The 24,819-nt window shown below is 65.3% G+C and carries 25 protein-coding genes; 15 read left to right on the top strand and 10 right to left on the bottom strand.

The features are described 5' to 3' along the window. The first annotated feature begins 72 nt into the window (after positions 1–72). Complete coding sequence (locus tag GTZ99_RS13660) at positions 73–492, top strand: acyl-CoA thioesterase (protein ID WP_161719775.1); 420 nt, start codon at positions 73–75, stop codon at positions 490–492. Between the two features lie 55 nt (positions 493–547). Here the strand turns inward: GTZ99_RS13660 and GTZ99_RS13655 are convergent, their stop codons facing one another. The 6 genes from GTZ99_RS13655 to GTZ99_RS13630 form a co-directional block, all read right to left on the bottom strand. Further along, positions 548–1,483, bottom strand: a complete 936-nt coding sequence (locus tag GTZ99_RS13655; RefSeq protein WP_161719773.1) for a hypothetical protein — start codon at positions 1,481–1,483, stop codon at positions 548–550. A gap of 3 nt (positions 1,484–1,486) precedes the next feature. Further along, positions 1,487–2,392 (bottom strand): CsgG/HfaB family protein, encoded by a 906-nt coding sequence (locus GTZ99_RS13650; RefSeq protein ID WP_227711348.1) that lies wholly within the window; start codon positions 2,390–2,392, stop codon positions 1,487–1,489. Between the two features lie 332 nt (positions 2,393–2,724). Then, positions 2,725–3,201 carry a CHAP domain-containing protein gene (locus GTZ99_RS13645; RefSeq protein WP_161720069.1) on the bottom strand — a complete coding sequence of 159 codons (477 nt, stop codon included), beginning with the start codon at positions 3,199–3,201 and terminating at the stop codon, positions 2,725–2,727. 204 nt (positions 3,202–3,405) lie between these two features. Beyond that, the gene (locus GTZ99_RS13640) at positions 3,406–3,744 is read right to left on the bottom strand and encodes a DUF6968 family protein (RefSeq protein WP_161719769.1); all 339 of its coding nucleotides are present in this window, start codon (positions 3,742–3,744) and stop codon (positions 3,406–3,408) included. Continuing rightward, the gene (locus GTZ99_RS13635) at positions 3,741–6,143 is read right to left on the bottom strand and encodes an FtsK/SpoIIIE family DNA translocase (protein WP_161719767.1); all 2,403 of its coding nucleotides are present in this window, start codon (positions 6,141–6,143) and stop codon (positions 3,741–3,743) included. Before GTZ99_RS13635 ends, GTZ99_RS13640 begins: the two co-directional genes overlap by 4 nt. Before the next feature lie 115 nt (positions 6,144–6,258). Further along, positions 6,259–6,825 (bottom strand): thiamine phosphate synthase, encoded by a 567-nt coding sequence (locus tag GTZ99_RS13630; RefSeq protein WP_320076687.1) that lies wholly within the window; start codon positions 6,823–6,825, stop codon positions 6,259–6,261. An 88-nt stretch (positions 6,826–6,913) separates the two neighbouring features. On the opposite strand from GTZ99_RS13630, the gene GTZ99_RS13625 reads away from it, so the two are divergent. The 4 genes from GTZ99_RS13625 to GTZ99_RS13610 are packed head-to-tail and all read left to right on the top strand — an operon-like array spanning position 6,914 to position 10,657. Next, positions 6,914–7,588 carry a YggS family pyridoxal phosphate-dependent enzyme gene (locus GTZ99_RS13625; protein WP_161719765.1) on the top strand — a complete coding sequence of 225 codons (675 nt, stop codon included), beginning with the start codon at positions 6,914–6,916 and terminating at the stop codon, positions 7,586–7,588. Then, positions 7,585–8,751, top strand: coding sequence for an 8-amino-7-oxononanoate synthase (locus GTZ99_RS13620; protein WP_161719763.1), 1,167 nt, complete (start codon positions 7,585–7,587; stop codon positions 8,749–8,751). The genes GTZ99_RS13625 and GTZ99_RS13620 overlap by 4 nt, the downstream gene beginning before the upstream one ends. After that, on the top strand, positions 8,748–9,392 hold the full coding sequence (gene bioD / locus GTZ99_RS13615) for a dethiobiotin synthase (protein WP_161719761.1): 645 nt from the start codon (positions 8,748–8,750) through the stop codon (positions 9,390–9,392). The genes GTZ99_RS13620 and bioD overlap by 4 nt, the downstream gene beginning before the upstream one ends. Next, positions 9,389–10,657, top strand: a complete 1,269-nt coding sequence (locus GTZ99_RS13610) for an adenosylmethionine--8-amino-7-oxononanoate transaminase (protein WP_227711346.1) — start codon at positions 9,389–9,391, stop codon at positions 10,655–10,657. Before bioD ends, GTZ99_RS13610 begins: the two co-directional genes overlap by 4 nt. A gap of 35 nt (positions 10,658–10,692) precedes the next feature. Here the strand turns inward: GTZ99_RS13610 and pyk are convergent, their stop codons facing one another. After that, entirely contained in the window at positions 10,693–12,171 is a 1,479-nt protein-coding gene (pyk, locus tag GTZ99_RS13605) for a pyruvate kinase (RefSeq protein WP_161719759.1), read from the bottom strand. A gap of 77 nt (positions 12,172–12,248) precedes the next feature. Between pyk and GTZ99_RS13600 the strand changes: the two genes are divergently transcribed. After that, positions 12,249–12,557, top strand: coding sequence for a DUF1244 domain-containing protein (locus GTZ99_RS13600; RefSeq protein WP_161719757.1), 309 nt, complete (start codon positions 12,249–12,251; stop codon positions 12,555–12,557). A gap of 149 nt (positions 12,558–12,706) precedes the next feature. Beyond that, positions 12,707–12,946 (top strand): DUF2312 domain-containing protein, encoded by a 240-nt coding sequence (locus tag GTZ99_RS13595; RefSeq protein WP_161719755.1) that lies wholly within the window; start codon positions 12,707–12,709, stop codon positions 12,944–12,946. Positions 12,947–12,971: 25 nt separating this feature from the next. On the opposite strand, the gene GTZ99_RS13590 is transcribed toward GTZ99_RS13595, so the two are convergent. Next, positions 12,972–13,616 (bottom strand): hypothetical protein, encoded by a 645-nt coding sequence (locus GTZ99_RS13590; RefSeq protein WP_161719753.1) that lies wholly within the window; start codon positions 13,614–13,616, stop codon positions 12,972–12,974. Between the two features lie 113 nt (positions 13,617–13,729). Here GTZ99_RS13590 and GTZ99_RS13585 point away from each other — a divergent pair, with 113 nt between their 5' ends. From GTZ99_RS13585 to ruvC, 3 genes are read left to right on the top strand one after another with little or no spacing between them, the layout of a single operon-like run. After that, positions 13,730–14,494 (top strand): YebC/PmpR family DNA-binding transcriptional regulator, encoded by a 765-nt coding sequence (locus GTZ99_RS13585; protein WP_161719751.1) that lies wholly within the window; start codon positions 13,730–13,732, stop codon positions 14,492–14,494. Beyond that, the gene (locus GTZ99_RS13580; RefSeq protein WP_201742531.1) at positions 14,491–14,859 is read left to right on the top strand and encodes a DUF3147 family protein; all 369 of its coding nucleotides are present in this window, start codon (positions 14,491–14,493) and stop codon (positions 14,857–14,859) included. The genes GTZ99_RS13585 and GTZ99_RS13580 overlap by 4 nt, the downstream gene beginning before the upstream one ends. 10 nt (positions 14,860–14,869) lie before the next feature. Further along, on the top strand, positions 14,870–15,346 hold the full coding sequence (gene ruvC / locus GTZ99_RS13575; protein ID WP_161719749.1) for a crossover junction endodeoxyribonuclease RuvC: 477 nt from the start codon (positions 14,870–14,872) through the stop codon (positions 15,344–15,346). A gap of 3 nt (positions 15,347–15,349) precedes the next feature. Here the strand turns inward: ruvC and GTZ99_RS13570 are convergent, their stop codons facing one another. Next, positions 15,350–16,843 (bottom strand): glycosyltransferase family protein, encoded by a 1,494-nt coding sequence (locus GTZ99_RS13570; RefSeq protein WP_161719747.1) that lies wholly within the window; start codon positions 16,841–16,843, stop codon positions 15,350–15,352. 234 nt (positions 16,844–17,077) lie between these two features. Here GTZ99_RS13570 and GTZ99_RS13565 point away from each other — a divergent pair, with 234 nt between their 5' ends. From GTZ99_RS13565 to GTZ99_RS13545, 5 genes are all read left to right on the top strand, one after another. Further along, positions 17,078–18,274 (top strand): alpha/beta hydrolase, encoded by a 1,197-nt coding sequence (locus tag GTZ99_RS13565; RefSeq protein WP_161719745.1) that lies wholly within the window; start codon positions 17,078–17,080, stop codon positions 18,272–18,274. Further along, positions 18,274–19,299 carry a DUF1838 family protein gene (locus tag GTZ99_RS13560; protein WP_161719743.1) on the top strand — a complete coding sequence of 342 codons (1,026 nt, stop codon included), beginning with the start codon at positions 18,274–18,276 and terminating at the stop codon, positions 19,297–19,299. Before GTZ99_RS13565 ends, GTZ99_RS13560 begins: the two co-directional genes overlap by 1 nt. A gap of 90 nt (positions 19,300–19,389) precedes the next feature. Continuing rightward, positions 19,390–20,007, top strand: a complete 618-nt coding sequence (gene ruvA, locus GTZ99_RS13555) for a Holliday junction branch migration protein RuvA (protein WP_161719741.1) — start codon at positions 19,390–19,392, stop codon at positions 20,005–20,007. 1 nt (position 20,008) lies between these two features. After that, entirely contained in the window at positions 20,009–21,058 is a 1,050-nt protein-coding gene (gene ruvB / locus GTZ99_RS13550; protein WP_161719739.1) for a Holliday junction branch migration DNA helicase RuvB, read from the top strand. A 256-nt stretch (positions 21,059–21,314) separates the two neighbouring features. Then, positions 21,315–21,806 (top strand): PEP-CTERM sorting domain-containing protein, encoded by a 492-nt coding sequence (locus GTZ99_RS13545; protein ID WP_161719737.1) that lies wholly within the window; start codon positions 21,315–21,317, stop codon positions 21,804–21,806. Between the two features lie 146 nt (positions 21,807–21,952). On the opposite strand, the gene acnA is transcribed toward GTZ99_RS13545, so the two are convergent. After that, positions 21,953–24,625 (bottom strand): aconitate hydratase AcnA, encoded by a 2,673-nt coding sequence (gene acnA, locus GTZ99_RS13540; protein ID WP_161719736.1) that lies wholly within the window; start codon positions 24,623–24,625, stop codon positions 21,953–21,955. Between the last annotated feature and the right edge of the window lie 194 nt (positions 24,626–24,819).

Genomic DNA, 24,819 nt, shown 5'->3' with positions numbered 1-24,819 from the left:
GGGTTAAGACCCTTTGTCCGCCGGAGGCATGTTTCCGCTTGCCTTCGTCCCATACCGGCCCAAAATCGCGCCATGGCCAATAGTTTCACCCATACCTTTACCGCGGGCCCGGAACATATCGATGTGATGGGGCATGTGAACAACGCCGTGTGGGTGCAATGGATGGAGGCGATCGCCACGACGCATTGGGAACGCGACGCCGCGCCCGCGCATGTGGCCGCCTATGCCTGGGTCGTCACCCGGCATGAGATTGATTACAAAGGGAATGTGCGGCAGGGCGATCAGGTGCTGGCCGAAACCTTTATCCCCGAGGGGCCAAAGGGCGCCCGGTTCGACCGCCGTGTGGATTTTCGCGCGATTGCCGCCGATGGCACGCCGGGCAAGGTGATCGTTTCGGCGCGCACCACATGGGCGATGATTGAACTGGCCACGGGCCGTCTGTCCCGCATCCCGGCCGAGGTCGCCGCGCCCTTCCTGCCGCCCGAGGCATGAGGCAAAAAGGGCGGCACCATCCGGCACCGCCCTTTTGTTGTAAATGATAGCAATATTATGGCAGTTCGACTCGCTCCATCCCGCCCATGCTGGCGGCCGGATCGGTGGCCTCGATCACCATGGCGCGGCTGCCGGGCGTAATGCGGCCTTCATCGCCTCCGCCGATCGGTTCGGCCAGCGCGCTGCGTTCGCTGGTCGATGTCACCCGATAGCGCACCGAGGCGCCACCGTCCGGGCTGGTCACCGTCAACAGCGTCCCCACCTCCAGCAGCGGGCCGCCATAGTTCAGCTGAATCTGACGCCCGCTGTTTGTCACCACCACCATCGGGCGGAAATGGAACGCCACCTTGCGCGCGGCGATCATCGCCACCTGACGTTGCAACACGCCATAGACGCCATCGCCCGACATGCCGCCCGCCACCGTGGTGCCATTGACCACCATCGCCGAAGCGGTGTCGATCTGCGTCGTTACCGGCGCGCCAAACACGATGCGGCCCGCCCGGTCGGCCACTGTCACGTTGAACGTTACCAGCAGGCCCTGACTGGTCGCGCCATAGGTGCGCCCGGTCACCGACCGCTCGCTATAGCCGCCGCCTGTCGTGGCCACGCTTTCCATCCGGCCACGCAGGACATAGCCGCCCGGCCCCACCGCCACCGTGCCTGACGAGGAAAGGGCCGCCTCCATCGCGGTGCGGATGCCTTCGAACTGACGGGTGCAGTCCTTGACGAAATAGGTGGCAAAGCTGCTGGAGCTGGCCGCGACCGAGGCCGACGAACCGGCCGCCCCCCATGCCGTCACCGCCCCGCTGGAGCGGCTGGCGGCAAAGGAATCGCTGCGCGCGATGATCCCCTGATAGACCGTGCAGGTCTGGGCGCTGGCGATTTGCGCCACGGCGATCGCGGTGCGCGGCTGGGCCTGCGCGCCTGCCGGCAACAGCATCACCGCGCCGGCGCAGGCGCTATACAGCGCGCTCTTCCATGAATGCGGCATGGCTTATTCTCCTGAACTGCGGCGGCGGCGGCTGGGCTGGAAACGCTGACGGTCGGCGTCGGTCGTGGGGCGCAGGATCCACTTTGGTTCGGGCGGGGTGGACAGGCCAGCGACCGGATTGGCCTTGGAAAAGCTGGTCTGGACGTCGGTCACCTGCACGATGCCCATCACCTCCTCGGTGCTGCCCAGACGGGCGCCTGTGGCAGGGTCCACCACATCCATGCCGGGTTTGAACACGCTCAGCTGGTCGCCCATCTTCACCGTGCCTTCGCCATAGTTGATGATGATCGTGCCATCCCCCTGCGCGGCGGCCACCATCATCGGATAGACCGATGTCACCAGCCCCGAGGCGATCTTGTCCGCGGCCGTGCGCAGCAGCGCCGTGGCGTTCACCTGCGGCACGCCTTCACCGCACAGCGTGCCTGCCTTCTGCATTTCGTCGATGCGTTTGACGTAACGGATCTGGCCGGTGGCGCCATCGGTGATGCGGATGTCGATCGACAGCGTCACCTTGCCGCCATAGCAGTTGGTCGTGGGCCCGCGCGCGCCCACCATGCTGGCCCCCAGCGCCAGACCCAGCGTCGCGCCAAAGTCCGACTGTTTGGACGCCGAGAGCGTGGTGATCGTGCCATAGATCAGATAGTCCGCGCCCTGAAAGCCGCCCGTCTTGCCCGGCGTGCGGCTGGTGACCAGCCCCGATTTGGCGCGGGCCTGTTCCTGCAACAGCTGATTCATCTGCCCGCGTTCCAGCGTCGTGAACTTTTGCGTGCCGGCGATCGCGGTCAGGATCATCTGGGTCAGCGCGGCCGACTGGCCCGAACCGGCCGGATCTTCGATCTCGGACACGGCGACGATGGGTTTGCGTCCGCCACCACCTTGCGCAAGAGATTGACTGGAAAGGAAAAGCATCGGGATTGCCCCGAATATCATAGTCAATTTGCGCATTTTGCCCCCACTATCATGACTCGATTCGTGCGGATTTTAAGGCAAAATCAAAACTGTTGATAGCGTTTGAAAGTAAATGTTGCCCGCTTCGTGCGGCTTGTGTGCGCTTTCCGATTTATTGTATGAATCCGACATTTGACCTTTGCGTGTTCGGCAATGCGTCATCGGTCCGTGGTTGGCGCATCATCTTTGCCCGCCCGCCAAGCCCAGCCCGCGCGCATACGAAAAAGGCCCCGGCCAATCTGGCGGAGCCCATCGAGCCGGAAGCCATGTTCCGGCCGGTCAGTGGTGGGGGATCAATCGTTCAGCGCGATATCCGCACCCGGCATCCCGTGGCCATAGATAAAGCCATAGGTGGGCGAAGCGCGCAGGCCCAGCTTGCCAATCGGGGCGTAATAGACGCGCACCTGCGTCCAGTCACCGTTGGGCGAGACGTCTTCGGCCATGGCGCTACGCTCGATCATGCCGGGGCCCGACCAGTTGGCGTGGTTCAGGATCACGCGGCGGTCATCCAGCACCTTGGACACCGTGGCGACATGGCCCGAACGCATCGAGCCGGTGGCGCGGAAGGCCAGCACAGCACCAACGCGCGGGGTCTGGCCACGGCCATATTGCCCAGCGGCCTGGCCCCACCACGTTGCAGCGGCGCCAAACAGCTGAATACCGGAAACCTGACGGGCATAGGGGGCGCATTGCAGCACGCCAGCCTGGGAAGCGACCGGGGTCAGCACCATCGCAGCGACCGTCAGAACCAGCGCCGAAATGCGCGCCATGATACCGAAACCGTTGCGATTGTTGCGAAACACCGAGAAAGTCCTGTCATTGCCTGCCGGGCGTTGTTCGCTCGGTCTTGGTGAAAGTGTGTTTAGGGGGACACACCTCAACAATAAAGTGGCGGGCAGGGCACCCATCGTGGCTGAACAACGGTTCATCGCCTTTCGCAGCCGCAGCATGGGGATAAGTTGCGTGACGCGCGGTCAGAGCCAGCCTTGTGGATCGAGATCGCGCAGGTTTGGCGTCAGCGGCAGGCCAAGGCTGGTGTCATCCAGCCACCGCACATCCCAGCCCAAATCCTCGCGCGCCGTCAACAGGTCACAATGGACCATGGCCATCGCCAGCAGCAATGCCTGCACCGGATCAACGCCCATGATGCGGCGCTTGCGCGGGGCTTGGGGCCAGTCAATCTCGGTGCGGCAGGCCCAGTCACGCCCATCGGCCTCGGGCTGAAAGAAGCGACAGGCCAGCGGTGAGCCGTTCACGGTAAAGATGCGCTCGATAAAGGGCGCTTCCTTTTCATGCCGCACGGCCACCCTCACAGCGGATTGCCGTCCTTGTCGCGATAGATTTCGCGGCGGCCGACGTGATTGGCTGGGCCAACCAGTCCGTCCTGCTCCATCCGCTCGATCCATTTGGCGGCGGTGTTATAGCCCACGCCCATCTGGCGTTGCAGCCAGCTGGTCGACGCCTTCTGGCTTTCGAACACGATGTGGCAGGCCTGAATATACTTGCGCTCTTCGGGGTTGTCGCTGGCGGTGGCCTCCAGATCATCAAAGCCATAGGAGCCCTCGGCCGGTTCCTCGGTGACGGAATCGACGTAATCGGGCTTGCCCTGCGCGCGCCAGTGGTCGGCCACCTTCTCCACCTCCTCGTCGCTGACAAAGGGGCCGTGGACGCGGACAATCGGGCCGGACGAGGGCTTGAACAGCATGTCGCCCTTGCCCAGCAATTGTTCGGCGCCCTGTTCGCCCAGAATGGTGCGCGAATCGATGCGGCTGGTCACGGCAAAGCTGATGCGCGTGGGCAGGTTCGCCTTGATCACGCCGGTGATGACGTCGACCGATGGGCGCTGCGTCGCCATGATCAGGTGGATGCCGGCCGCGCGTGATTTTTGCGCCAGACGCTGGATCAACACCTCGATCTCCTTGCCCACCGTCACCATCAGGTCGGCCAGCTCGTCGACGATCACCACGATCAGCGGCAACACCTGATAGTCCAGCTGCTTGTCCTCATACAGCTCCTCGCCCGTGTCGGGATCGAAACCGATGGAGATGCGGCGGCCCAGCGGCTTGCCCTTGGCGGCGTTGCTTTTCACCTTTTCGTTGAAGTTGACGATGTTGCGCACGTTGATCTCGCTCATCTGGCGATAACGGCGCTCCATTTCCTCGACCGCCCATTTCAGCGCGCGCACCGCCTTGGCCGGTTCGGTCACAACGGGGGACAACAGGTGAGGGATGTCCTCATAGGACTTGAGTTCCAGCACCTTGGGATCGACCAGAATCATCCGGCACTGCTGCGGCGTCAGGCGATAGAGCAGCGAGAGCAGGATGCAGTTCAGCCCCACCGACTTGCCCGACCCGGTCGTGCCCGCCACCAGCAAATGCGGCATGGTGGCCAGATCGGCAACGATCGGTTCACCGGCGATATCCTTGCCCAGGATCATCGGTAGTAAGCCCTTGGCGCCGACAAAGGCCTCGCTGGCGACCATTTCCTTGAAACTGACCATCTGCCGGTCGGCATTGGGCAGTTCGATGGCCATCACCGTGCGCCCCGGCACAGGCGACACGCGGGCGGAAATCGCGCTCATGTTGCGGGCGATGTCATCGGCCAGACCGACAACGCGGCTGGCCTTGATGCCGGGGGCGGGCTCCAGCTCGTAACTGGTGACGACCGGGCCGGTGCGCACGCCGGTGATCTGGCCCTTGACGTTGAAGTCCTCCAGCACCGTTTCCAGCAGCTTGGCGTTGCGTTCCAGCGAGAGCTTGTCGATCTTGGCGCCCGAATGCGGGGCGGGATCGGCCAACAGCTCCAGCTTTGGCAGCTCGCAGGCGTCGAACAGGTCGCCCTGCTTGCCCAGCTTGGCCAGTTCGGCGGGCTTGGCCGAGCGCACGGGATCGCTGATCTCGGGTTTGCGGCGGTTGTCCTCGCTGCTGATGGGCGTGGCCAGCGCGCCCGAACGCGGGGCGTCCGGGGTAAAGGGCAGGTCTTCGCTGTCCGCCTTGGGCGTGGCGGCGCGGCGCGGCTTGGCGGCGGGGGCGTCCTGCGCGACATCCCCTTTGCGGCGGCGGTGCAGCGCCACCGGCAGCTTGATCAGGCTGATCCAGTCAATCGCGAATACGCTGGTGACCAGCGCCCCGCCCGCGATCAGACAGATGATCCCCGCTCCAAACGAGACCCAGCCGCGCAGCATTTCGGGCAGAAAGCTGGCCAGCCCATGCACCACCCACGCGCCCAACAGGCCAACCACCCCGCCAGCTGACGCCGGCAGGCTGCCCAGATGCTCGTCAAAGGCCAAGCTGAGCGCCGCGGCCAGCAGCACCATCCCCAGCAGCAGCAAGCCCGAAGGGCGCAGCCAATGCGGTTCGGGCCCGGCCTCCTCATCCTCGTCGTCATGTTCGGCCGCGACATCGGCGATGCGCCACAATTGCCGCGCAAACACCAGCATCAGCGGCACCAGCAGCGCGGCCACCGGCCCCAGCAGGAACAGCGCGCGTTCGGCCACCCATGCGCCGGGCAGGCCCATCCAGTTCTGCACCGGCCCTGCCGCCGCCGTCGAGGGCGAGGGATCGGCCTGATGATAGGTGATCAGCGAGAGCGTCAGGAACAGCGCCACCAGCACCAGCACCAGCGCGCCCAACAGCTCGGCGCTGCGCAGCACGCTGCGGCGCAGGATCAGGCGCCAGTTTGCGCCAGCCGGAGGATAGGCGCGAGAGGCCATGGCGGATCAGTCCTGTAATGGGTTGAAAAAGCCTTGCGTACATGCGCCGGGAGGGGCCGTTACGTCAAGAATCCTGCGGTAAAACGCGGGGTAAATCCGCCCCGGAACGGTGTGGCTAGGGGCTATTGCGTGGCGGCTCGCGCCCTGACAGGCCATCGATCGCCGCCCAGCCATGCGCCATCGGGCGCAATCGGGCCGCCCGCCGCGCATCCATCCCGCCCAGCGCCAGCACCGGCACTCCCGCCCGCGCGGCCATCAGGGCAAAGCGCAAGGCGCCCAGCACCGCCCCGCCCGGATGGCTGCGCGTGGGGAAGACCGGCGACAACAGCACCCCATCGGCCCGCGCCCGACGCGCCTGTCCCAATTCGCGCAGATCATGCGCCGTCATCAGCCGCAGTCCGCTGCCGCCCGGCCCGATCAGCCCCGCCGCGCCATAGGCGCCGTCCGCGCCCCAGCGCCGCGCCTGCGCCATGGCTCCGGCCAACACCACCGCGCCGCCGCGCGCCCGCATCGCGCGGGCCAGCACGTCAAAGCGCGCCCGCCGCTCATCGGGCGGCAAATGGTAATGGCGATAGATCAGCCCCGACCCGCGCGGTATGGCGGCAATGGCGCGCATCAGCCCGGCGTCATTGCGCGCGTCGGTGATCAGCCATAGGCGCGGCAGTACCGCTTTGCGGGGCATGAGCGGCATTGCCGCTTTGCGGGCCATGAAACGCGGCGCTGCATGGTGGGGCTGGCATTGGCGCATCGCCGCGCTATAGCACCGCGCCATGACTCTGTCCCACGATACCGACCTAACGCCGCTGCAATCTGTGCAGCAGCGCATCGCCCATGCCGCGCGCATCGCCGGCCGCCCTGCCGCCGATGTCACGCTGATCGCCGTGTCCAAAACCCATCCCGCGGAGGCCATCGCGCCCTTGATCGCGCAGGGCCAGCGGGTGTTTGGCGAAAACCGCGTGCAGGAGGCGGCCGAGAAATGGCCCGCCCTGCGCGCGGCGCATCCCGACATCGCGCTGCATCTGGTGGGCCAATTGCAATCGAACAAGGCCGAGGAAGCCATCGCCCTGTTTGACTGTATCCACGCGCTGGACCGCCCCAGCCTGATTACCGCATTGGCGCGCGCGATGGACAAGACTGGCCGCCGCATCCCCTGCTTCGTCCAGGTGAACATCGGCGCCGAGGCGCAGAAGGGCGGCTGTGACGTGGCGGATCTGCCCGCGATCCTGACCGCTGCGCGTGACGCGGATATTCCGCTGGCCGGGCTGATGTGCGTGCCCCCTGCGGGAATTGAGGCGGCCCCGTTCTTTGCCCTGCTGGACAAGCTGGCGCGCGATCACGGGCTGGAGGGCCGCTCGATGGGGATGAGCGACGATTTCGAAACGGCGGTTCTGATGGGCGCCACCCATGTGCGGGTCGGCTCGGCATTGTTCGGGGCGCGGGGATGAGCGGGCCGATGCCCGGTGCCGCCGATCCCTTTGCCGCCTTGCGCGCCGATCTGGACGGATTGGCGGCGCGTGGGCGGCGGCGGATTCTGGCCCCGCGCCGGGGCATCGATTTTGCCTCGAACGATTATCTGGGATTGGCGCAAAGCGGGGTGTTGGCCGATGCCGCCGCCGATGCCATTGCGCGCGGTGTGCCGGTGGGGTCGGGCGGATCGCGCCTGCTGCGCGGCAACCACCCCGAACACGAAGCGCTGGAGGCCGAGGCCGCCCGCTTTTTCGGCAGCGAGGCGGCGCTGTTCCTGCCCACCGGCTACACCGCCAATTCGGCGCTGCTCTCGACCCTGCCACAGCGGGGGGACGCGATCTTTGTCGACGAATGGATCCACGCCAGCAGCCACGAAGGCCTGCGCCTGACCCGCGCGGCATGGCAAACCGTGCCGCATAATGACGCCGGGGCCATGGACGCGGCGATCACCGCGTGGCGCGCGGGTGGCGGCAGCGGAACGCCGTGGATCGCGGTCGAATCGCTCTATTCCATGGATGGCGATTTTGCGCCCTTGGCCGATCTGGACGCCATCGCCCGCCGCCATGGCGCGGTGCTGGTGGTGGACGAGGCGCATGCCACCGGCGGCTTTGGCCCCGGCGGGCGCGGTTGTATGGCGGCGCTGGGGCCGCGCGGGGGACATGTCATCACCCTGCACACGCTGGGCAAGGGGCTGGGCTGCGAGGGGGCGCTGTTGTGCGGCCCGGCGGTCATGCGTGATTTTCTGGTCAACCGGGCGCGGGGCTTCATCTTTTCCACCGCGCCTTCGCCATTGGCGGCGGCGGTGGCGCGCGCGGCGCTGGTGATCTGCGCCGAGGCGGACGACCGCCGCGCCGATCTGGCCGAACGGATGGAGCAGGCCCGCCTCGCGCTGGGGCCATTGGGCGCGCAATGCCACTATGGGCCGTTTGGCGGATCGCCCATTCTGCCGCTGGTGCTGGGCGATGATGTGCGGGCGATGGCGGTGGCGGCGCGCGTTCAGGCGGCAGGCTTTGATGTGCGCGGCATCCGCCCGCCCACCGTGCCCGAAGGGACATCGCGTTTGCGCATCGTCATCACCTTGAACGTGACGGCCGACGACATCACCTCATTGGCCGCAACCATCGCAGAGGCCATGAAATGAACGGGATCATCGTTACCGGCACCGACACCGGCATTGGCAAGACGGTGCTGGCAGCGGGGCTGGCGGGGGCTTTGGCGCGGCGCCATGGCGTGGCGCGCTATTGGAAGCCGGTGCAGGCCGGGCTGGAGGACATGACCGACAGCCAGAGCATCGCGGCCCTTGCCCCCGGCGTGACCATCCATCCCGAGGCCTATCGCCTGATCACGCCCGCCAGCCCGCATCTGGCGGCGCGGATTGATGGGGTGGTGATTGATCCTGTGCAACTGGCGCTGCCCTCGGGCGAAGGGCCTTTGGTGGTGGAGGGCGCGGGCGGCGCGCTGGTCCCGCTGATCGCTCCGCCAGAGGGCGCGCCGCTGCTCTATGCTGACATGTTCGCGCGCTGGGGCCTACCGGTGGTGGTGGCCGCGCGCACCATGCTGGGCACGATCAACCACACGCTGTTGACGGTCGAGGCCTTGCGCGCGCGCGGCGTCAAAATCGCGGGCATCGCCTATGTCGGGGACGAAAATGCCGAGACCGAGCGTGTCATCAGTGCCATATCCGGCGTGCCGCGTCTGGGGCGTATCCCGCTGCTGGATGATCTGAACGCCGATACTTTGGCTGCCGCGATGGCCGGTTTTGACTGGGACGCATTGGCATGATGCCCCGCCCCGGTAAGCCCGCGATCTGGCACCCGTTTACCCAGCATGGGTTGAACGAACCCATCCCCGAAATCGCCCGCGCCGAGGGGGCCAGCCTGTACACCACCGATGGCACCCGGATCATCGACGCGATCAGCAGTTGGTGGGTGACAACCCATGGCCATTGCCACCCGCGCATTGCGGCGGCCATTGCCGATCAGGCCACGCGGCTGGATCAGCTGATTCTGGCGGGCTGGACGCACCGCCCCGCGCTGGATCTGGCCGAAGGCTTGGTGGATCTGTTCGGCCTGCCGCATGTGTTCTTTTCCGACAGCGGGTCAACGGCTGTCGAGGTGGCGTTGAAAATGGCGCTGGGGTTCTGGCGCAACACGGGCCATGGCCACCGCAACCGCGTGATCGTGATGCAGCATTCCTATCACGGCGACACCATCGGCGCGATGAGCGTGGGCGAGCGGGGGGTGTATAATGCCGCCTATGCGCCACTGCTGTTTGATGTCGATACGGTGCCTTTCCCCCATGCTGGCGCGGAAGGCGTGACCTATGCCGCGCTGGAGGCATTGTGCGCGCGGGCCGATGCTGCGTGCTTTATCGTCGAGCCGCTGGTGCTGGGGGCGGGGGGGATGCTGATGTATCCGCCCGCCGTGCTGGCCGAAATGGCGGCGATTTGCGCGCGCCATGGCGTACTGTTCATCGCTGACGAGGTGATGACCGGCTGGGGCCGCACGGGTACGCTGTTGGCCTGCGAACAGGCCGGTGTCACGCCCGACATCCTGTGTCTGGCCAAGGGGATCACCGGGGGTGCGATGCCGCTGGCGGTGACTCTGGCCAATGCGGCGGTGTATGACGCGCATTACGCGCCGGACCGGTCGCGCACCTTCTATCACTCGTCCAGTTACACCGCCAACCCCATCGCCTGCGCGGCGGCGGTGGCCAATCTGGCGGTTTGGCGCGAGGAACCGGTGCGCGAGCGGATCGCCACCCTGCGCGCGCGTCAGGCCGATGGCGCGGCGATGCTGGCCACTGTGCCCGGCATTGCCAATGTGCGGCAATGCGGGACCATTCTGGCGCTGGATTATGTGGTTGATGGTGCGGGCTATCTGTCGGATCTGCAACCGCGCCTGCTGGCGTTCTTCCGCGAAAGAGGCGTGCTGATCCGGCCCTTGGGCAATACGGCCTATCTGATGCCGCCCTATGGCATCGGCGCCGATGATCTGGCGCGGTGCCATGCGGCACTGGCCGATGCGGTGGCATTGATCGCGGGGTAGGCGGCGGGGCGCGTTCAACGCCCCGCCCGTCACCTTCAGCCCTCGTTGCTGTCGTCTTCCAGCGCCTTGTACAGCTCCAGCTCGTTACCCTTGAGCGTGACGATATGCAGCAGGTTGGTCGCCCCCGGCGTGCCGAACGGCACACCCGCCAGCGTCACCAGCTTGGACCCGGCCGTGCCGAAACCATGGCGCAGCGCCATGCGCTTGCCCTTGGCGATCATTTCCTCAAAACTGCCGATGTCGCGGGTGTAAACGGCATGCGCGCCCCACAGCAGCGCCGCCTTGCGGGCGGTTTTCTGGCTGGGGGTCAGCACCAGCATCGGCACCGAGGGGCGTTCACGCGCCACGCGCCGCGCGGTCGAGCCGCTGCCGGTAAAGATGACGATGCCGGTCAGCGTCACCGTGTCGGCAATCGCGGCGCAGGCCTTGGCCAAGGCGTCGGCGGTGGTCTGGTCGGGGTTGATTTCGGCCAGATGGACGCGCTGACGGTAATAGCTGTCGCGTTCGACCTGCGTGGCGATGCGGTGCATGATCGAGACCGCTTCCTCGGGCCATTGGCCCGCCGCGGTTTCGGCCGACAGCATCACCGCGTCCGCGCCATCGTAAACGGCGTTGGCCACGTCCGACACCTCGGCGCGGGTGGGGGCCGGGCTTTCGATCATCGATTCCAGCATTTGCGTGGCGACGATCACCGGCTTGCCGCTGCGGCGGGTCAGCTCGACGATCTTCTTCTGGATCGGGGGCACTTCCTCGGGCAGCAGTTCGACGCCCAGATCGCCGCGCGCCACCATGATGCCGTCCGACAGCTCGATGATGCCTTCCAGCTCGCTGATGGCGGCGGGCTTTTCAATCTTGGCGATCAGATTGCCGTGGCCGCCCATCAGGCGGCGGCATTCGGCCACGTCCTCGGGCCGTTGAACGAACGACAGGCCGATGAAGTCCGCGCCATGTTCGATCGAAAAGGCCAGATCGCGGCGGTCCTTCTCGGTCAAGGCCGGGACGGGCACGACCGCGTCAGGCACATTCACGCCCTTGCGGTCGGAAATGACGCCGCCCACTTCGGCGCTGCACAGGATCTCGTTCTCGTCGGCGCGAATCACGCGCAGGCGCAGCTTGCCATCGTCGATCAGCAGGCGCTGACCCTTTTGCAGGATGCCGAACAGTTCGGGATGCGGCAGGCAGACGCGGTTTTCGTCGCCCGGCTCCGGATTGCGGTCCAGCGTGAAATGGCCCGAATGGCGGATCACCGCGCGCCCGTCCTTGAACGTGCCGACGCGCAGCTTGGGCCCTTGCAGGTCGCACAGGATGGCGATCGGCTTGCCCAGCTCGGCCTCGACCGCGCGGACGGTGGCGATGGTTTCGGCATGGGTGGCATGATCGGCATGGCTCATGTTGACGCGGAAGGCGTCAGCGCCAGCCTTGATCAGTTTGCGCACCATGTCGGGGCTGCGGCTGGCGGGGCCCAACGTGGCCAGAATCTTGACCTTGCGCCCGCGTGGATCAACCTTACTCACCCGAAATACTCCCCTGCTGTGCGATTGCGCGCAGGCTGCTATGGCCCACAACGCGTCTATACCCAAGGACTTATGCCATGAATATGAATGTACCCGATCCGCTGGACGAACTGGACGACGCGCAGGCGGCGGCCGCGTTTCGCCGCCTTGTGCGGCATTTGCGTCATCGCCATGACGCGGCCAACATTGATCTGATGGGTCTATCGGGATTTTGCCGTAATTGTTTGGCCGAATGGATCGTTGATGCGGGCGCGCCATTGGACAAACAGGCCGCCCGCAGCCTGATCCACGGGATGCATCCCGATGAATGGAAAGCGAAATATCACGTCGAGGCGACCCCGGAACAACTGGCCCGCATGGCCGAAAGCCTGAAGCGCAACGCCTGAGGGCGATCACCGCGCGGGGGATTTCGCCGCCAAACTGGCTGGGGATTTCCCTCGTGCGCTCTTTTCGCGGGCGTGCCGCGCCGTTATCGGACGGCCCCGACCGATTCTTTTGCGCCCCGCGTGGGGCCCCTTTTATGGAGAGCAAACCCATGGCTGAAATGGCTGCTGATGAACGCCTGCGCCTGCTGATCGAGCGGATCGAGCGTCTGGAAGAAGAGAAAAAGGGTATCGGCGACGATATCAAGGACGTCTATCTGGAGGGCAAGGCCACCGGCTATGACCCCAAGGCGATGCGTCAGGTGGTCCGCATCCGCAAGATGAAGCCCGACGACCGCAAGGAACAGGAAGCCATCCTGGAAGTCTACAAGAACGCGCTGGGTATTGACTGAAGTGTGTAATTAAAAACTGGCGGGGCTAATCTTCAGAAGCTGCTAAGTAAGCTTGGACAGTATCTGGATCCCCCGCCAGAAGATCTTTGATGCATGCGTGAGCTATTGCCGAAAAATCGGCAAGAGCATTGTTAGCGTGTGCCATGCTGCTGATGAGTGCATCGCAGAGCCACATGAATCCCGTCATGGCCTCGGTCATGTCTTGTTTATTGATTTGAAGGTCATGCGCTGATTTTGGGTGGGTTAGGCGATTGCGAATAGTTATTGCCTTTTGAAATTGGTTCCATTCATTTTTGTCGAAATCAATCGCACTCTCTGGGGATATTTTTTTGGCCATGCGAGCGACTAGACGTACTGTTGCGGTTAGCGGAACAAATCTTGGTTGAGTGGAAATGTTTCCACTAGTGTTAACGTGATAAGAATGTTCGGAGAGGGCTAGAATTTCTCTAGATTCCAGCTTGTTGAGCGTTTCGGCAATGTCGATAATGTGTTGTCGATATTGCCAAACAAGGCCTTCGGCAGCGGCGAAGCTTGATCTTATCAGTGATCGGCGATTTGCCTCGGTATCGTCAGCGTCCCTGCGACCTCGCGCTTCCATAACATCGCTTAGAAGCGTTCTGACGAAGAGTGCTTCAAAGTCCAGTTTTGTAGATTTAGACGAAACGGCCATGCAGGTAGGGTGTCACGCAATTGCTTGCCCTGTCAATCGCGCTCACCGGTTGCCCAACGGGCGGCAAACGGCTATCGCGCGGCGATTCCCATAACAGCTAGACGAAGCGACCCATGGCAGGCCATTCCAAATTCAAGAACATCATGCACCGCAAGGGCGCGCAGGACAAAAAGCGCTCGGCGATGTTCAGCAAGCTGTCGCGCGAAATCACCGTGGCGGCCAAGATGGGCATGCCCGACCCGGACATGAACCCGCGTCTGCGCGCCGCGATCAACGCCGCCAAGGCGCAGTCGATGCCCAAGGACAACATCGCCCGCGCCGTCGACAAGGCGAGCAAGGGTGACGGCGAGAACTATGAAGAAGTGCGCTATGAGGGCTATGGCCCGGGCGGCGTGGCGATCATCGTCGAGGCCTTGACCGACAACCGCAACCGCACCGCCACCAATGTGCGCACCGCCTTTGCCAAGAATGGCGGCAATCTGGGCACGGCGGGGGCTGTGTCGCATGGCTTTGACCGTCTGGGCCTGATCGAATACCCGGCCAAGGTGGGCGACGAGGAAAAGGTGCTGGAAGCCGCGATCGAGGCTGGCGCTGATGACGTTGAATCGGACATGGGCGATGGCGACGAGAACCCGGGCGGTCACTCGATCTGGGTTTCGGTCGATTCGCTGCACCCCGTCGCGCGCGAGCTGGAAAAGGTGCTGGGCGAGGCCGAGGGCGTGAAGCTGGCCTGGCGCCCGCAGATCAAGACCACGGTGGACGCTGACACCGCCGCTACGCTGCTCAAGCTGATCGACGTGCTGGAAGACGATGATGACGTCCAGACCGTCTGGGGGAATTACGACATCCCCGATGATGTCATGGCCTCGCTGGGTTGACGGTGACATCGCCCTCGATCCAGTTGGTGGCAAGGGCGGCGCTTTCGGGCATCATCATTGCCGCCATCGCGGAAATCGGCAAGCGCGCGCCCACTGTGGCCGCGCTTGTCGCGTCTTTGCCGCTGGTGTCGGTGCTGGGCATGATGTTCCTGTGGTGGGCGCGGCCCGATGCCGCCAATATGGCCGCCCATGCACAGGCGACCTTTTGGTATGTGCTGCCCTCATTGCCGATGTTTTTGCTGATGGCGGTCATGCTGCGTCATGGCGTGGGGTTTTGGCTGACGCTGGCGGCGGGCTGTGGGCTGACGGTGGCGCTGTATGCCGTGATGGTGCATCTGGGCGCGCGTCTGGGGCTGCCGCTGTGATGACACTGGCATGATCATTCTGGGCATTGATCCGGGCCTTGTCTGCACCGGCTGGGGCGTCATCGCCAAGGCGGGAACGCGCATCAGCCACATCGCCAACGGCCAGATCCGCACCGACAAGGAATTGTCGATGGCTGAGCGCTTGCTGGAGCTGGACACCACCATTGCCCGCGTGATCGAGATCTACAAACCCGACTTTGGCGTGGTCGAGGAGATCTTCGTCAACGTGAACCCGCAATCGACGCTGAAACTGGGTCAGGCGCGGGGGGCGGCGTTGCTGACACTGGCGCGGGCGGGGTTGCCGGTGTCGGAATACCCGTCAAAGGTGATCAAGAAGGCGCTGGTCGGCACCGGTGGCGCGGCCAAGGAGCAGGTGCAGCACATGCTCAAGGTGCTGCTGCCTGGCGTGCGTCTGGCCGGATCGGACGCCTCGGACGCGCTGGCCGTGGCGATCACCCATGCGCATCATGTGGGCGCGCACCGTTAAGCGTTACAGGTCCTCACGCGCCAGCGCCGCCTGATAGCTGTATGCAGGCGCGGGCTTGCACCCGCCCGGGCGGATGAACAGGCAGGCCCGGCCTTGGGGCATGGGCAGGCAGCCAATGGCGTCATAGGCCTCGCTGCCGATCGGGCGGCGCGGCAGGACCAGCGCATTGGCCCCCGCCTGCACCGCGGCAGGCAGCGTTTCGCCATCGTCCACCACGCCGGCTGGCGCCACCAGCAATGGCACGTCATGGCGCAGGATCGAAGGCACGACATGCGCGCGCCACTGGTTGGCCACCGCGATGCCGCATATGTCCGGCGTATCGGCCGCCCGCACCGCAAGGCCGGTGATCGCCGCGCCGCCGCGCATGCTGGCATAGCCGCCCGACATCGCCTGACCGCTGGCCGAAAGCAGCCACCAGCCACCCAGCGCGCCGACCGCCAGACGGCGCGGCGACAGGCCCGGCCAGCGTTGCAGCGCCACCTGTGCCGCGCCCGCCGCCGCCAGCATCACCAGCGCCGCGACCGAGATCCAGACAAAGCGGTATTCCTTGTGCGTGATCAGGCTGTGCGCGACCAGATTGACCACCGCCGCCGCCAGCACCGGGCGCAGCACCACGATCCGCACCCCCGCCCACACGGCCGCGCCCAGAATGACCGGCGCCAACAACCCGCCATGCGCCAGCATCAGTTTCAGGTAATAGGTGGCCGGTTCGGTGCCGAAACGTGCCGCGCGCGCGGCGCTGCCGCCCATGTTCATCGACAGGTTCACCAGCACCCAGCGATAGGGCGTCCAGCCCATCGCCAGATCGCTGATTGCCCCAGCCATCAGCGCGACCAATCCGCCCAGCACCACCCAGCGCCAGCGCAGCCAGTCCGCGTGCCCGCCCCGCCACGGCAGCGCGCCCAGCACCAGCACGGCGGCAAACAGCCCATATTGCAGCCGGGCGATCACCCCCAGCCCGATCAGCATCCCGCCCAGCATCAGCGCGCGCGCCGCACTGCGCCCGTCCAGCACCAGCGCGGCGCCCGCCAGAATCAGCGCCGCCCCGATGCTTTCCGACAGCATCAGATGGGAAAACAGCACCGCCTCCCACCACACCGCCAGCGCGGCCATTACCGCCAGCGCGTGGCGGGGCGACACCAGCCCGCCAATCCGCCATCCCGCCCACAGCAACAGCGCGCCAAACCCGGCAAACACCAGCCGCACCAGCCCCAGCCCCAGATTCGACCCCGGCGCCAGATGTGCCCCCAGCCATGATGGCACCGCCAGCAATTGCGGGATCAGCGCCCCGCGCGCGCCATAGCGATACTCCCAAGGCACGATGCCATGGCCCGTTGCCAGCCGCTTGCCCTGTTCCAGATATTGCATGAACTCGTCGGCATAGCCGATCTGATGCGGGGCATAGGTCAGCACCCGCAGGACTATCGCCACCAGCACCACCATCCAGATCGCCAACTCGTCACGGGGCAGGGCGGCGGAAGGGGGGGGCGCTTGCATGACCAACAGCTTAGGCAAGGCGGGGCGGCGATGCAAACCATCACGGCGGGAAAAGGGGGGGGGGAGCGCGGAGGCGGGCCTTCCGATGGGCGGATAGGGGGCGGTGGCGGGTTGCGATGCCCACGCGCTGCGTCAGCCTGCCGCCATTGCCAGCACGGATTGGGGAGAACACCCGTGTCGAGAGTTCACAAGATAGCCGCGGCCTTGGTGGTCGCGGGGCTGCCGGCCTGTTTGATGGCACAGCCTGCGCCCACCGCCGCAACCGCCGCACAGCCTGCGGCGCCCCCCGCCTGCCCGACACAGTGGTTTGCCGCGCGCACCCCGCCTTTCGCCTCGACACAGGTGGGGGCCGATGGACAGGTCACCTTCCGCATCTGCGCCCCCGCCGCGCAAAAGGTCGAGGTGACCAGCGACATCGACCTCCTGCCGCGCCCTGCTGGCGCCTTTGCCGCTGTGCCGTTGCCGCTGAAACGCGATGCCACCGGCCTGTGGAGCGCCACCACCCCCGGCCCGGTGACGCCGGGCACGCACCGCTTTTCCTTTCGCGTGGATGGGGTGAAAACGGCCGATCCCTTTGGCACCGACTGGGCCTTTCCACATACGGGTGTGGATGGCGTGTTGCAGGTGCCGGGCGCATCGGCCGCGTTTCAGGCCTATGATCCGGGAATCGCGCATGGGGTGGTCTCGACCATCACCTATGAGTCCAGAACGCTGGGCATGACGCGCCGCGCGCATGTCTATACCCCGCCCGGCTATATGAAGGACGCTCGGCGCTATCCGGTGCTGTATCTGGTGCATGGCGCGGGCGACAGTGACGATTCATGGATCAGCACCGGCCATGCCCATTGGATCATGGACCGCCTGATCGCCGCGAAAAAGGCGGTGCCGATGATTATCGTCATGCCCGATGGCCATACGCCTGACCGGCCCGAAGCCATGATGTGGACCAACCATGATTTCGGCAATGATCTGACGCGCGATCTGATCCCTTATGTCGACGCCAATTTCCGCACCATTCCCACGGCTGATGCGCGCGGCATGGCGGGGCTGTCGATGGGTGGGCAGCACACGCTGCGCGAAGGGGTGAACCGGCCCGACACCTTCCACTGGATCGGGGTGTTCTCGATCGGGCTGGGTGTGGCCCGCACGGCGGACATCCATCAGGACAAGATCGACGACTACATGCGCGAGAATGACGCCGCGCTGAAGCGGTCGGCGCGGGACATGCGGTTGGTCTATTTCGCCATGGGGCGGGACGATTTCCTGTACCACACCGCCGCGCCCACCCGCGCGGTGTTTGACCGCTACCACATCGGCCACCTCTATCGCGAAACGGGCGGGGGGCACACGTGGATGAACTGGCGCGACTATCTGGCCGATTTTGCCCCGCGCCTGTTCCGCCCCACGCCTGCGCACAAAGGAACCAAGTGATGTTGATCGACACGATGATGGGGGCCTCGGCTGTTTCACGCCGAGGCCTGTTGGGTGGGATCGGCATGGTGGGCGCGGCAGGGCTGATGCCTGCGCCCGCTGTGGCGGCGGCAGGGCGCGGTGACGGCCATATCCGCCCGCTGGACGTGATGGATGCCCGCGACAACCTCTATGGCTTTGCCAAGATGTGGGGCACGATCGGGCCAAAGCCGGTCATCAGCGCCTATCAGGGCATCCAATACGCGCTGGTGGGCAAGAAGCGCGCCCAACCGCTGTTCGGCTTTGTCGGCTTTGGCAATATCCGCAACCAGATCCTGCCCGATGGCAGCGTCAAGGTGCTGGGCAAGGAGTGCGGCTATTTCACTGACCTGGCAACCGGGCGCATTCTGGACACATGGGATAACCCGTGGACCGGCGAAAAGGTCGAGGTCTACAACTTCCTGAATGACGCTTTTCGCGGCACGCTGGGCCTGACCAAGAAGGTGTATGAGGTCAACGGCAGCAAGACCGTGAACAACGATCTGGGGCAAGGCGGCCTCGCCCGTCAGGCCGAGGAACCCTATCGCCTGCCCTGGCAAGTGATCGGCGACCAATATCTGCTGGGCTGGGACTATGCCCATGAATATGCCAACCCGGTCACGCCCGAAGGCTGGCCCAAGGCTTCGTCCGGGCGGATGGTCAACCCGTCCGAACATTTCGTCCTCTATACCCCCCGCGCCGAGATCGACGACCGATCGGTGGAATCGGCCCGCTATCACGGCGGTTTCATGCGGCAGGGGCCGTGGTGGCCGTGGATGAAGATGGGCCAGTCGGGCGTGGATGGCGTGCTGATGGGGCGGATGCATTCGTACAAGATCACCGGCACGCATGACGATATCCCCCGCGCCGTGCTGGACCGCGTGGCCAAGGACCGCCCCGACCTGCTGGACCCGCCAACGGACGGTCCGGACAAGGGCGTGGTCGATACCTTTGGCAAATACGCCCGCGACGTGCCGCCCGAAGTCCCCGGCTACGTGCGTAAATGAGGGGTTGGGGCAGGGGCGCCAGCGGTTTTCCCCTGCCCGCCCGCGTAAAGATGTTCCCAAATCGTTCCGCTATGGCTAATGTCGCGGGCGATGATTGCGAAACTCACCGGCATATTGGATGACTTTGGCCCTGATTGGGCGGTCGTGGACGTGGGCGGCGTTGGCTATCTGGTGTTCTGTTCGGCGCGCACGCTGTCGAATTGGGTGCGGGGCGACGCGGTGGTGCTGCACACCGAAATGCAGGTGTCCGAAACCGACATGCGCCTGATCGGCTTTGCCAGCAGTGGCGAACGCGCGTGGTTCCGCCTCTTGACGGCGGTGCAGGGCGTGGGGTCAAAGGTGGCGCTGGCGATCCTGTCGGCCCTGACGGTCGAGGAATTGCAGCGCGCCTGTGCCGGGGGCGATGCGGCACAAGTGGCGCGGGCCAATGGCGTGGGGCCAAAACTGGCGGCGCGCATCGTCAACGAGTTGAAGGACAAGGCGGGCGCGCTGGGCTTTGCCCCTGGCGTTGCGGGCGCGGTCGCGGCGGCGGGCGGCGTGGCGCTGCCGGCGGGCAATGTCGCGGCGGATGTGGTTTCGGCGTTGCAGAACCTGGGCTTTAAGCCGCAGGTGGCCGTGAGTGCGGCTGACGCCGCCATCGCCGATCTGGGCGAGGAAGCGGGCGTGTCCGCGCTGATCCGCCTGGCGCTGAAGAAGGCGAGCGGGTGATATGACCGACAACCCCCTCCTCTCCGCCCATCGCCAGATTGAGGATATGGACGCCGCGCTGCGGCCCAAGACTTTGGCTGAGTTTGTGGGTCAGGCGGCGGCCAAGGATAACCTCAGCGTCTTTATCGAATCGGCCAAATCCCGCGCCGAGGCCTTGGATCACACGCTGTTTTTCGGCCCGCCGGGGCTGGGTAAGACGACGCTGGCGCAGATTATCGCGCGCGAGCTGGGCGTCAATTTCAAGGCCACATCCGGCCCGGTGATCGCCAAGGCGGGCGATCTGGCGGCGCTCTTGACCAATCTTGAGCATGGCGATGTGCTGTTCATCGACGAGATCCACCGCCTGAATCCCGTGGTCGAGGAAGTGCTGTACCCCGCCATGGAGGACCGCGCGCTGGATCTGATGATCGGCGAGGGGCCTTCGGCGCGCTCGGTGCGGATCGATCTGCCGCCCTTTACGCTGATCGGCGCGACCACCCGCGCAGGCCTGTTGCAGACGCCTTTGCGTGACCGTTTCGGCATTCCGGTGCGGTTGCAATTCTATTCCGTCGACGAATTGGAGCGGGTGATCACCCGCGGCGCGGGCCTGCTGGGCATTGGTATCGACCGGGGCGGCGCGCGGGAAATCGCCACCCGTTCGCGGGGAACGCCGCGTGTGGCGGGGCGCTTGCTGCGCCGGGTGCGCGATTTCGCCCATGTCGCGGGCAGCACCACGATCACCCAGGCCATCGCCGACAACGCCCTGACCCGGCTGGAGGTGGACAATGCCGGGCTGGATGCGCAGGACCGCCGTTACCTGACCATGATCGCCGAAATCTACAAGGGCGGGCCGGTGGGCGCCGACACGCTGGCGGCGGGCTTGTCGGAACCGCGCGACACGATCGAGGAAGTGATCGAGCCCTATCTGATCCAGCTGGGCATGGTGGCGCGCACGGCGCGCGGACGGTGCCTGAATGATCGTGGCTGGACGCATCTGGGCCTGACGCCGCCGCAGGATCCGGCGAATCGGGCGGGGCCACAGGCCGCGTTGTTTGACGATTCGGACGACTGATCGTGTGGTCGCCACCCGCGCGCGTTAAGGATTGGCCGTGGCCTCGTCCCGGCATGAGACAGGCCACGGCGCTGGCCCCGCGTTAACCAACCGGTTCCCGAATCTGGACAGGCGCGCGCCGCGCCCTTGGTTGTTCCTGCCCGCCACAACAGGCCATCTATCCCTAGTGAACTGCTGGAACAGGCCCCGCCGAACATCGGCAGGGCTGGCGCCACACCGGCGCAACCCCGGCATCAAACAGGAAAGTGAGCAGATCATGTCGGTCCGTTTGGGCGTTGCCAAGGTCGCCGGGATTGTCGCCGGAACCGCGCTGGTCGGCGGTGGTGTGGCACATATTGCCGAGCAACCGTCGAAAGAGCGACCTGAATATGTCAAGCATGCCAAGCAGGCGCCCGCCCACAAGGCCGCGCCCGTGCAGCATCGCAGCCATGCCACCACCGTCACCACCACGGTGACCAAAAAGACGGTTTGTTGTCAGCCCAATGGTCAGACGACCATGGTGCCGATGCCGCCGCCGGGCCTGCCCCCGATTGAGGGCGCACAGGGCTATCATGGCGGGCATGGCTATGCTTCGGGCGGGATGCGCCATCATCCGCCCCACCCGCCGGTGCCGCCGCCACTGCCGCCCCAGACCACGGGTGGCACCAAGGTGCCCGCGCCGCCGATGCTGTTGCTGTTTGGCGCGGCCGCAGGGGCCTTGTTTCTGCGCCGCCGCCGGGAACAGGGCGCGGTGCTGGCCGCCGCCTGATCCATTACCTTACTCGCGGAAAGGGCGTCATCGGGCAACCGGTGGCGCCCTTTTCCATGCGCGCGCAACCTGCCGCGCACGTCGCGCAACAAAAAGGGGCGGCCCCGCAGGACCGCCCCTCAATGGCTTGGCTATCGCCGGGTCGCTTACGCGGCCAGCTTGCGCAGCACGTAGTGCAGGATGCCACCGTTCATGAAGTATTCGACCTCATTGGCGGTGTCGATGCGGCACAGCGCGGTGAAGGTGAAGCTGGAGCCATCCTTGCGGGTGACCTTGACCTCAACGTCCTGACGCGGCTTGATCGTCGACAGGCCCTGGATGGTGAAGCTGTCATCACCCGTCAGGCCCAGCGTCTCGCGGGTGTCGCCGTCCTTGAACTGCAACGGCAGCACGCCCATGCCGACCAGGTTCGAGCGGTGGATGCGCTCGAAGCTTTCGACGATGACGGCGCGCACGCCCAGCAGGTTGGTGCCCTTGGCCGCCCAGTCACGCGACGAGCCGGTGCCGTATTCCTTGCCGGCGATGACCACCATCGGGGTGCCATCGGCCTTGTGCTTCTGGGCCACGTCGAACACCGCGCCCACTTCCTCGCCATAGCGCGAGAAGCCGCCTTCGATGCCGGGGACCATTTCGTTCTTGATGCGGATGTTGGCAAAGGTGCCGCGCATCATCACTTCGTGGTGGCCACGGCGCGCGCCATAGCTGTTGAAGTCGGCCTTCGACACCTGACGCTCCATCAGCCACTGACCAGCGGGGCTGTCGGCCTTGATGTTGCCGGCGGGGCTGATGTGGTCGGTGGTGATCGAATCGCCCAGGATCAACAACGGCTTGGCCTCGACGATGTCCTGCACCGGGGCAGGCGTCATCGACATGCCTTCGAAGTAGGGCGGGTTGGCGACATAGGTCGACCCGGCCTGCCACGAATAGGTCTCCGAACCGGTGACGTTGATCGCCTGCCAATGCTTGTCGCCCTTGTAGACGTCGGCATAGCGGGCCATGAACATCGGACGGTCCATGCAACCGGCCATGGTGGTGGCGACTTCCTCGTTGGTGGGCCAGATGTCCTTCAGGAACACGTCCACGCCATCCTTCGACACGCCGATCGGGGTGGTGGTGAAGTCTTCGATCACCGTACCCTTGAGCGCATAGGCCACCACCAGCGGCGGCGAGGCCAGGAAGTTGGCGCGCACGTCAGGCGACACGCGGCCTTCAAAGTTGCGGTTGCCCGAGATGACAGCGGCCGCAACCAGACCGTTCTCGTTGATCGCCTTGCTGATGGGATCAGCCAGCGGGCCCGAGTTGCCGATGCAGGTGGTGCAGCCATAGCCGACCAGGTTGAAGCCGACGTTGTCGAGGTGCGGCGTCAGACCAGCCTTGTCCAGATAGTCGGTCACGACCTGCGAGCCGGGGGCCAGCGAGGTCTTGACCCACGGCTTGGGCTTGAGGCCCAGCTCGTCAGCCTTCTTGGCGACCAGACCGGCGGCAACCAGAACGCCGGGGTTCGACGTGTTGGTGCAGCTGGTGATGGCAGCGATCACCACGTCGCCATCGCCCAGATCGTGGTCGCGGCCTTCGACGGCGACGCGGGTCTGGGCCTTCTTGTAGGTGTTGGCCATGTCGGCGTTGAACACATCGTCCACGTCCGGCAGCGACACCTTGTCCTGCGGGCGCTTGGGACCGGCCAGCGAGGGCACGACGGTCGACAGGTCCAGTTCCAGCGTGGACGAGAAGATCGGCTCGATCGCCGGATCGATCCAGAAGCCCTGCTCCTTGGCATAGGCTTCGACCAGTTCGATCTGGCCTTCGTCACGGCCGGTCAGGCGCATGTAGTCCAGAGTCTTTTCGTCGATGCCAAAGAAGCCGCAGGTCGCGCCATATTCGGGCGCCATGTTGGCCAGCGTGGCGCGGTCGGCCAGCGTCAGATCGGCCAGACCCGGACCGTAATATTCGACAAAGCGGCCCACCACGCCGTGCTTGCGCAGCATGGCGGTGCAGGTCAGCACCAGGTCGGTCGCGGTCACGCCTTCCTTCAGCTTGCCGGTGAACTTGAAGCCGACCACTTCGGGGATCAGCATCGAGACGGGCTGACCCAGCATCGCGGCCTCGGCCTCGATGCCGCCCACGCCCCAGCCCAGCACGCCCAGGCCATTGACCATGGTGGTGTGCGAGTCAGTGCCGACGCAGGTGTCGGGATAGGCAACGGTTTCGCCGTTCTGGTCGACCGAGGTCCACACCGCCTGCGCGATGTTTTCCAGGTTCACCTGATGGCAGATGCCGGTGCCCGGCGGCACGGCATAGAAATTGTTCAGCGACTTGGAACCCCACTTCAGGAAGTCATAGCGTTCCATGTTGCGGTGATATTCGATCTCGACGTTCTGTTCGAACGCCTTGGGGTGGCCGAATTCGTCCACCATGACCGAGTGGTCGATCACCAGATTGACGGGCACCAGCGGGTTGATCTTGCTGGTGTCACCGCCCAGCGTGGCGATGGCGTCGCGCATCGCGGCCAGATCGACCACGCAAGGCACGCCGGTGAAGTCCTGCAACAGCACGCGGGCGGGGCGATACTGGATCTCGTTCGACGATTCGGTCGGGTTCTTCTGCCAATCGGCAACGGCCTGAATGTCGGCGGCCGACACGGTGAAGCCACCGTCTTCAAAGCGCAGCAGATTTTCCAGCAGCACCTTCATGCTGAAGGGCAGGCGCGAGATGTCGCCAACCTTGGCGGCGGCCTTCTTCAGCGAGTAATATGCGACTTCCTTGCCGCCCGCAGTCAGTTTGCTGCGGGTGCCAAGCGAGTCCTGTCCGACCTGGGTCATCTGGGCTTCCCTCACCTTGGTGGGCCGGAACGCCTGACTGGGCCGCGCGCGTAACGGATTGCGCGTGGTTATGCCAAGCGAAACGGCGGTTGTGCTGGCTTGGCCACTGACCTGTGATGAGGCCCGCGTCAAGGGCGGCCAAGGTGGAATCTCGCGTTTGCGGCAAGGAATGTGGCTGGATTGCTGCTATTGCG

Source organism: Novosphingobium ovatum (genome assembly GCF_009909235.1).
In the GTDB taxonomy this organism is placed as follows: Bacteria; Pseudomonadota; Alphaproteobacteria; order Sphingomonadales; family Sphingomonadaceae; genus Novosphingobium; species Novosphingobium ovatum.
The sequence above is the reverse complement of the archived record's forward strand: the minus strand, read 5'-3'. Positions and strand labels throughout refer to the sequence as shown.

What these genes read in the sequence shown, in the direction of transcription:
- GTZ99_RS13630 (WP_320076687.1), bottom strand. Translation starts at nt 6,825, where the DNA reads ATGCCCCGCAAAGCGGTACTGCCGCGCCTATGGCTGATCACCGACGCG.
- GTZ99_RS13660 (WP_161719775.1), top strand. Translation starts at nt 73, where the DNA reads ATGGCCAATAGTTTCACCCATACCTTTACCGCGGGCCCGGAACATATC.
- GTZ99_RS13590 (WP_161719753.1), bottom strand. Translation starts at nt 13,616, where the DNA reads ATGGCCGTTTCGTCTAAATCTACAAAACTGGACTTTGAAGCACTCTTC.
- ruvA (WP_161719741.1), top strand. Translation starts at nt 19,390, where the DNA reads ATGATTGCGAAACTCACCGGCATATTGGATGACTTTGGCCCTGATTGG.
- GTZ99_RS13565 (WP_161719745.1), top strand. Translation starts at nt 17,078, where the DNA reads ATGGCACAGCCTGCGCCCACCGCCGCAACCGCCGCACAGCCTGCGGCG.
- acnA (WP_161719736.1), bottom strand. Translation starts at nt 24,625, where the DNA reads ATGACCCAGGTCGGACAGGACTCGCTTGGCACCCGCAGCAAACTGACT.
- GTZ99_RS13635 (WP_161719767.1), bottom strand. Translation starts at nt 6,143, where the DNA reads ATGGCCTCTCGCGCCTATCCTCCGGCTGGCGCAAACTGGCGCCTGATC.
- bioD (WP_161719761.1), top strand. Translation starts at nt 8,748, where the DNA reads ATGAACGGGATCATCGTTACCGGCACCGACACCGGCATTGGCAAGACG.
- GTZ99_RS13560 (WP_161719743.1), top strand. Translation starts at nt 18,274, where the DNA reads ATGTTGATCGACACGATGATGGGGGCCTCGGCTGTTTCACGCCGAGGC.
- GTZ99_RS13650 (WP_227711348.1), bottom strand. Translation starts at nt 2,392, where the DNA reads ATGCTTTTCCTTTCCAGTCAATCTCTTGCGCAAGGTGGTGGCGGACGC.
- GTZ99_RS13585 (WP_161719751.1), top strand. Translation starts at nt 13,730, where the DNA reads ATGGCAGGCCATTCCAAATTCAAGAACATCATGCACCGCAAGGGCGCG.
- GTZ99_RS13570 (WP_161719747.1), bottom strand. Translation starts at nt 16,843, where the DNA reads ATGCAAGCGCCCCCCCCTTCCGCCGCCCTGCCCCGTGACGAGTTGGCG.
- GTZ99_RS13600 (WP_161719757.1), top strand. Translation starts at nt 12,249, where the DNA reads ATGAATATGAATGTACCCGATCCGCTGGACGAACTGGACGACGCGCAG.
- GTZ99_RS13655 (WP_161719773.1), bottom strand. Translation starts at nt 1,483, where the DNA reads ATGCCGCATTCATGGAAGAGCGCGCTGTATAGCGCCTGCGCCGGCGCG.
- ruvB (WP_161719739.1), top strand. Translation starts at nt 20,009, where the DNA reads ATGACCGACAACCCCCTCCTCTCCGCCCATCGCCAGATTGAGGATATG.
- GTZ99_RS13625 (WP_161719765.1), top strand. Translation starts at nt 6,914, where the DNA reads ATGACTCTGTCCCACGATACCGACCTAACGCCGCTGCAATCTGTGCAG.
- GTZ99_RS13645 (WP_161720069.1), bottom strand. Translation starts at nt 3,201, where the DNA reads ATGGCGCGCATTTCGGCGCTGGTTCTGACGGTCGCTGCGATGGTGCTG.
- GTZ99_RS13620 (WP_161719763.1), top strand. Translation starts at nt 7,585, where the DNA reads ATGAGCGGGCCGATGCCCGGTGCCGCCGATCCCTTTGCCGCCTTGCGC.
- ruvC (WP_161719749.1), top strand. Translation starts at nt 14,870, where the DNA reads ATGATCATTCTGGGCATTGATCCGGGCCTTGTCTGCACCGGCTGGGGC.
- GTZ99_RS13595 (WP_161719755.1), top strand. Translation starts at nt 12,707, where the DNA reads ATGGCTGAAATGGCTGCTGATGAACGCCTGCGCCTGCTGATCGAGCGG.
- GTZ99_RS13545 (WP_161719737.1), top strand. Translation starts at nt 21,315, where the DNA reads ATGTCGGTCCGTTTGGGCGTTGCCAAGGTCGCCGGGATTGTCGCCGGA.
- GTZ99_RS13610 (WP_227711346.1), top strand. Translation starts at nt 9,389, where the DNA reads ATGATGCCCCGCCCCGGTAAGCCCGCGATCTGGCACCCGTTTACCCAG.